Below are 6,234 nucleotides of genomic sequence, written 5' to 3' on the forward strand. Positions count from 1 at the left end.
GGAGCGCGCCGGGGCCTGCGGGTTCCGGCGCACCCTGCCGGCGGCGGTCAGCGCCCTTCCATGACCAGGGTATGCGCCACGCCGTCAGGCGTGCGGACCACGATCTCCACCGTGCGGCTGTTGCGGGTGACGGAAACCACCAGGCAGGTGGTCGTCTCGTCATTGCTGTAATTGCGCACGTCCACGGTGTCCCCCTTGTTGGGCAGGGCATCGGGGATGATCTCCACCAGGTCGGCGGAGTCCGCATCAAAGCCGTCCCAGGCCAGGGCGGGAAGCGGCAGGGCCAGGCAGGCGCAAAGGCCGATGACGGCCGGCAGACGCCGGACACGCTGATTGCGTAACAAAGTCTTCATGGCTGCATGTGTAAAACCATTTTGGCTTCTTGGCAACAGGAGGCCCCCGGAGGGAGAATGAGCATCCTTGCCCTGCATGACGATCACGGCCGCACGGTGCGCTACCTGCGCCTGTCGCTGACCGATCGTTGCAACCTGCGCTGTCTGTACTGCCACAGCAACGCCCGGCACCAGTGCATCCCGCACGAGCAGGTGCTGCGCTACGAGGAGATGCTCCGCCTGGTGCGGATCGTGCGCTCCATGGGCGTGGGCAAGGTCCGCCTGACCGGCGGCGAGCCCTTCGCGCGCAAGGGCTGTGACGACTTCCTCAGCCGCCTGCGGCATGATTTCGGCGACCTGGACATCCGCATCACCACCAACGGGACCCTGCTGGAAGAACACATCCCCCTGCTGCGGAAGATCGGCATCAGCGCCGTGAACCTCTCCCTGGACAGCTTCGACCGCGCCACCTTCGCCCGGGTGACCGGACGCGACATGCTGCCCGACGTGCTGCGCGCCCTGGACGCCATGCTGGCTGCGGGCATCCGGGTCAAGATCAATGCCGTGGGCCTGCGCGGCATCAATGACGGGCAGATGGCCGATTTCGTGCATGCGGCCCGGACCATGCCCGTGGACGTGCGCTTCATCGAGTTCATGCCCATGGGCAGCGATACCCTGTGGAGCCCGGAAAATTTCTGGCCCGCGGACGAGATCCGCGCCGCTGTGGAACAGCACGTCCGCCTGGTGCCGCTGGGCGACGCCAACGAGGGCCGGCGCGGCCCGGCGCGCATGTTCGCCGTGGAGGGCGGCAAGGGGCGCATGGGCTTCATCACGCCCCTGACCAACCATTTCTGCCTCTCCTGCAACCGCCTGCGCCTGACCAGCGACGGGCATCTGCGCACCTGCCTGTTCGCGGACAGGGAATACCCCCTGCGGCCCCTGCTGCGGCACTCCAGGATCACGGACGAGCAGCTTGCCCGGGTCATCGCCCGGGCCTGCAGGAGCAAACCGGTGGGCGCGGACCTGCTGGCGGCCCGGCAGGGCTCCGCCGTGGCCAGCAGCAAGATGGTCTCCATCGGCGGCTAGGGCGTGTTGGTGCAACTTTTGCTAGTCATTGCCGGTAAATAGAGAATATCGGCCACGCCTGTCCGGTGAAGGAACTTGCCGCATGCTCCCGCGCCCATCTGAAAAAACGCGCTGGGGAAAGCGGGCGGTACCCGGGCAGGACGTCGCGGCAGGCCGGTCCCGGAGGACCGGGGAGGGGAAAGACGATGTGGCAGGTCTATGCGGTGCTGGCGGCCGTGTTCGCGGCCCTGACGGCCATATTTTCCAAGCTGGGCGTGCGGGATGTGGATTCCGGGCTGGCCACGGCCATTCGGGTGGGCTTCATCCTGCTCCTGACCTGGGGCATGAGCCTCTATGCCGGCACCTGGCGGGAGGTGCGCCAGCTGGGCGGCCAGACCTGGCTCTTCCTCTTTCTTTCCGCCGTGGCCACGGGCCTGTCCTGGCTGTGCTATTTCAAGGCCCTGCAACTGGGCGACGTGTCCCGGGTCGCGCCGCTGGACAAGCTCAGCGTGCCGCTGGCCATGCTGCTGGGCGTGCTCTTTTTGGGCGAGCCCTGTGACATCAAGACCGTGGCCGGCGGCCTGCTGATCACGGCCGGCGCCCTGCTGCTGGTCCTGTGAGGCGCCCGCGGCCGCGTCGCCGTCCCCCGAACCATCCCGCACGACAAGGAGCATCCATGATCGCCTATCTTGAAGGCCTGCTGGCCGAGACCTGGGGCACCTCCTGCATCGTGGTCACGCGCGGCGGCGTGGGCTACGAAGTGGACCTGCCCGCCCACACCATGGCGTCCTTGCCCGGGCGCGGCGAACAGGTGGCCCTGTATGTCAGCATGGTGGTGCGCGAGGATGCCCAGCAGCTGTTCGGCTTCGCCACCTTCGAGGAGCGGCAGGTCTTCGGGGTGCTGCTGACCATTTCCAAGGTCGGCGCGCGCACGGCCCTGGCCATCCTTTCCCTGTACCGGCCCGACGACCTGCGCCGCATCGTGCTGGAAGACGACGTGGACGCCCTGACCCGGGTGAGCGGCATCGGCAAGAAGACGGCCCAGCACGTCTTCCTGGAGCTCAAGTACAAGCTCAAGGTGGAGGACGCGCCGCAGGCGGCGGTGCTGGCGGCCGACGGCCGTCCGGGCTCCGTGTTCCGGGACGTGCTTGATGGATTGGCCAATCTCGGCTACTCTGAGGATGAATGCGCTCCTGTGGTCAAGAACATCCTGCTGCAGGAGCCCGACCTTGACGTCACCGGCGCTTTGCGGGCGGCGCTCAAGGCCTTGGCGCGCGGTCGTCTGTAGGCCGCCGCTTTCTTTTTCCCATCTCCCGCGCGGGCTTTGGCCCGGACGGGGCAAGCCTCCTGACCGGCAGGGATCATGGCACAGAAAAATCATCCTTCTCCCGCGGCGCAGTTCTTCGGCAATGACGCCTGGGACGCGCCCGCGGCCCGCACGAGCCCCGCGCCCGCGTCCGTTCCGGACGATCCCGGCCTGAGCACGGCCGCGCTGGAAGAGAGCGTGCGGCCCCGCAGCCTGGATGATTTCATCGGCCAGGAGGAACTGCGCGCCAATCTGCGCGTCTATCTGGGGGCCGCCCGCGAACGCGGCGGCGCGCTGGATCATACGCTCTTTTACGGCAACCCCGGTCTGGGCAAGACGACCCTGGCCCAGATCATGGCCGCCGAGCTGGGCGTCAACCTGATCTGCACGTCCGGCCCGGTGCTGGAGCGCAGCGGCGACCTGGCGGCCATCCTGACCAATCTGTCCCGCAACGACATCCTTTTCGTGGACGAGATCCACCGCATGCCCATCGCCGTGGAGGAGGTCCTCTATCCGGCCATGGAGGACTTCAAGCTGGATCTGGTCATCGGTCAGGGCCCGGCGGCGCGCACGGTGAAGATCGATCTGGAGCCCTTCACCTTGGTGGGTGCCACCACGCGCATGGGCCTCATCTCTTCGCCCTTGCGCGGCCGCTTCGGCATCCTGGCGCATCTGGAGTTCTACACGCCCGCCGACCTGGCCCGGGTGGTCCGGCGCACCGCGCGCATCCTCGGCATCTCCGTCACGGCGGAGGGCGCGGAGGAGATCGGCCGCCGTTCCCGGGGCACGCCGCGCATCGCCAACCGCCTCTTGCGCCGCGTGCGGGATTTTGCCATGATGGGCGGCCACGACGTCATCAGCGCCGAGCAGGCTGCCGAAGCCCTGCGCTGCATGGACGTGGACGAGATGGGGCTGGACCGCATGGACAGGCGCCTGCTGGAAGTCATGATCACCCACTACGACGGCGGACCGGTGGGGCTCAAGACTCTGGCCGTGGCCTGCTCCGAAGAAGTGCGGACCATCGAGGAGATCTACGAACCCTACCTCATCCAGTGCGGCCTGCTCAAGCGCACGCCCCGCGGCCGCATGGTGACCGCCAAAGCCTACCGCCACCTCAACCTCCTGCTGCGTTGATACGCTGAAAGACAGCGGACAGGCTGTTGTCGCTCCCGTATGGTTGCGACGGCAACCTTCTGCTTTCTCTGGAGCATGGCTCCTTTTTGGTGCCGCGCCGGCGACGGCGCGCTGTCCTTTTTGTTCCCGCGGAACAGGGCAGCGGCCCGCGCCCCGCGGCGGGCGTCGCCCCGGAACGCTCTTGCGCCTGCCTCCCCGACACCGGCACGGGAAGGCGGGACGCAGGAGCGGAGGCGACGCTCCCCATGGTTTTTCGCCGGAGTGTCGCGTCGCCTGTGGACGCGGCCGGAGACATCGCTATGAGAATGAATGTGGACATGTCCGTGTTGTGCAAACGCTATGCGGGCTTCACCGTGGCCCTGATCATCTGCGCCCTGGGCGTGGCCCTGGTCACCAATGCCTGCCTCGGCACCTCGCCCATCACCAGCCTGCCTTATGCATTGAGCGCCATCTTCCCCCTGAGCCTCGGCACCATGACCTTTTTGTCCAATATCTGCTTCCTCGTGGTGCAGAAGATCCTGCTGGGCCGCTACTTCACGCTGGGGCATCTGATGCAGCTGCCCGCCGTCTTCCTGTTCGGGGTCTTCATCGACGGCTGGATGTGGGCCACTTCCTACCTGATGTCGGACGTCTACTGGCAGCAGATGCTGATGTGCCTGGTGGGTTCCATGGTGCTGGGCTTGGGCGTGAGCCTGGAGATCATCAGCAATGCCACGGTCCTGCCCGGGGAAGGCATGGTCGTGGCCATCGTGTTCCGCACGCGCAAGAACTTCGGCAATATCAAGGTGCTGGTGGATTCCTCCATGGTGCTGGCGGCCGTGCTGCTCAGCCTGTCCGTGCTGCATACGGTGGTGGGCCTGCGCGAGGGCACCGTCATCTCGGCCGTGCTGGTGGGCCTGAGCGTACGCTTCTTCTCCCGCTGGACGCGCCGTCTGGCGCCCCTGTTCTGGGAAAGGGAGAAGCTGGCCAAGGCCCGTCGCCGCCGTCCGGTGCTGCGGGAGGGCTACGCCGCCTAGGCTCAGGATGCATGAGGTTTTGTTTTGAGGGAGGCCTTTTGCGTTGCTGTCGATGCCTGTAGCATCCTTTGTCGCAACGGGCATGGCCTTGCGGGCCGCCCTTTGGGGTGCTGCCCAGGCGAGAGGGCTTTCCCTTCCCCACAATGCCCATCCTTCCCCCAGCGCGCTTTTTCGGATGGGCGCGGGAACCTGCGGCAGGCATCCAGTACTGGGGATGTGTGGCTGATATTTTTCTTTGCTTGAAACAAATCATAAAATTTGTGCCAGCATGCCTTGGATGGTACGCCGCGCGACATGCAAGAGGGAGCCTTCGGGCTCCCTTTTGTCGTTTACGGGCCTTGTGTCATGGCAGGCGGAGGGCAAGAATGAGCATGGAGGGCAGCCTTATTGCCAGAGGCCAGACCCGGATTTTTCGCGCGAGCCCCGGACTGCCGGAGCCGGTCATGGCTGGAGGAAGAAGCTGACCGGACTGCCGTGCGTGCTCCGTGTGGCCCCGATAGCTGATGAGGAGTCTGTCGCTTGCCGCCGCGTTCCCGGGCAGGGCCGGGCGGACAGCCTGACCGTCGGGACCTGGAGGCTGGCGCCGGGCGATCCCTCCCTCTCGTGCCGCGCGGTGTTGTGTGCTCCCTGCGGGGCCGGTCCCATGACAAAGCCGTGCAGGATGCGCTCACCCCATGCGGCAGCCACGGCATGGTCGGGTGGTCTCGCCGTGCGTGCAGGCTCTGTTTACGCCGTGCGAGCCCTGCCCAGCCTCGCCGCATCCGCGTAGCTGCGACGGGATCCGGGCCGTCTGATCCGGAGCGGCCCCGCACGAGAGTGGACCCTGCATACGAGTGCCCGCGTGCGGGGAGGCTGCGGGAACAGGCGGCGAGACATGTCCTCCATCTGCACTGCCGTGACGGACGCGTTGCCTCTGGCCTCACGGGCCCCCGCGCATGGCTGTCACTGTCGTCGTGCCGGTCGCATTCACCTTTGTGTACGGCAGTCCGGCCGGGGGCGGTCTGGTGCTGTCCGAAAACAAAAAGTGTCTTTTTTGCGGCAAAAAGCTTGACGTCGCTGTCGAAAAGGCGCATAAGGCCGTTCGCGCCGATGAACTGGCCGGGTCCGTAAGGGCGACGGGGAAAGGGAATTTCCCCGGATGGTCAAAAAGTTCTTGACGCGGGTTTGAAAACGGGGCATAAGCCTCCTTCGCGTCAACGTGTCGCCCTGGGCGGCGGCAAGGTTTTTTTGCGGAAGCGAAAAAAAGTTGTTGACAGCGAAAACGAAGCGGCGTAAATGACTACTTCGCGCCGGGTGATCCGGCGGTGGTTCATTGACAAGTGAAGAGCGAACGGGAAGGAACTTTGAGATTCTGATTTCCGTCCAACGGAGATCTTTGCTA

7 protein-coding genes are annotated in these 6,234 nt (G+C 65.9%); 5 read left to right on the forward strand and 2 right to left on the reverse strand.

What is annotated here, in order from left to right; all coding sequences use genetic code 11:
* Positions 1-47 precede the first annotated feature (47 nt).
* Positions 48-353 (reverse strand): DUF5334 domain-containing protein, encoded by a 306-nt coding sequence (locus Q1X76_RS03310; RefSeq protein WP_300718101.1) that lies wholly within the window; start codon positions 351-353, stop codon positions 48-50.
* A 57-nt stretch (positions 354-410) separates the two neighbouring features.
* Here Q1X76_RS03310 and moaA point away from each other — a divergent pair, with 57 nt between their 5' ends.
* From moaA to Q1X76_RS03335, 5 genes are all read left to right on the forward strand, one after another.
* Positions 411-1,418, forward strand: a complete 1,008-nt coding sequence (moaA, locus tag Q1X76_RS03315; protein ID WP_300718102.1) for a GTP 3',8-cyclase MoaA — start codon at positions 411-413, stop codon at positions 1,416-1,418.
* 185 nt (positions 1,419-1,603) lie between these two features.
* On the forward strand, positions 1,604-2,017 hold the full coding sequence (locus Q1X76_RS03320) for an EamA family transporter (RefSeq protein ID WP_300718103.1): 414 nt from the start codon (positions 1,604-1,606) through the stop codon (positions 2,015-2,017).
* A 56-nt stretch (positions 2,018-2,073) separates the two neighbouring features.
* The gene (gene ruvA, locus Q1X76_RS03325) at positions 2,074-2,685 is read left to right on the forward strand and encodes a Holliday junction branch migration protein RuvA (RefSeq protein WP_300718104.1); all 612 of its coding nucleotides are present in this window, start codon (positions 2,074-2,076) and stop codon (positions 2,683-2,685) included.
* A 75-nt stretch (positions 2,686-2,760) separates the two neighbouring features.
* Complete coding sequence (gene ruvB, locus Q1X76_RS03330) at positions 2,761-3,837, forward strand: Holliday junction branch migration DNA helicase RuvB (RefSeq protein ID WP_300718105.1); 1,077 nt, start codon at positions 2,761-2,763, stop codon at positions 3,835-3,837.
* Positions 3,838-4,136: 299 nt separating this feature from the next.
* Positions 4,137-4,853: a DUF6198 family protein gene (locus Q1X76_RS03335; protein ID WP_300718106.1), complete on the forward strand. Its 717-nt coding sequence runs from the start codon at positions 4,137-4,139 to the stop codon at positions 4,851-4,853.
* A gap of 1,193 nt (positions 4,854-6,046) precedes the next feature.
* Here the strand turns inward: Q1X76_RS03335 and Q1X76_RS03340 are convergent.
* Positions 6,047-6,234 (reverse strand): hypothetical protein (locus Q1X76_RS03340; protein ID WP_300718107.1); only part of this gene is annotated, 188 nt, incomplete at its 5' end.

The organism is uncultured Desulfovibrio sp. (assembly GCF_949282365.1).
Taxonomy (GTDB): domain Bacteria; phylum Desulfobacterota; class Desulfovibrionia; order Desulfovibrionales; family Desulfovibrionaceae; genus Desulfovibrio.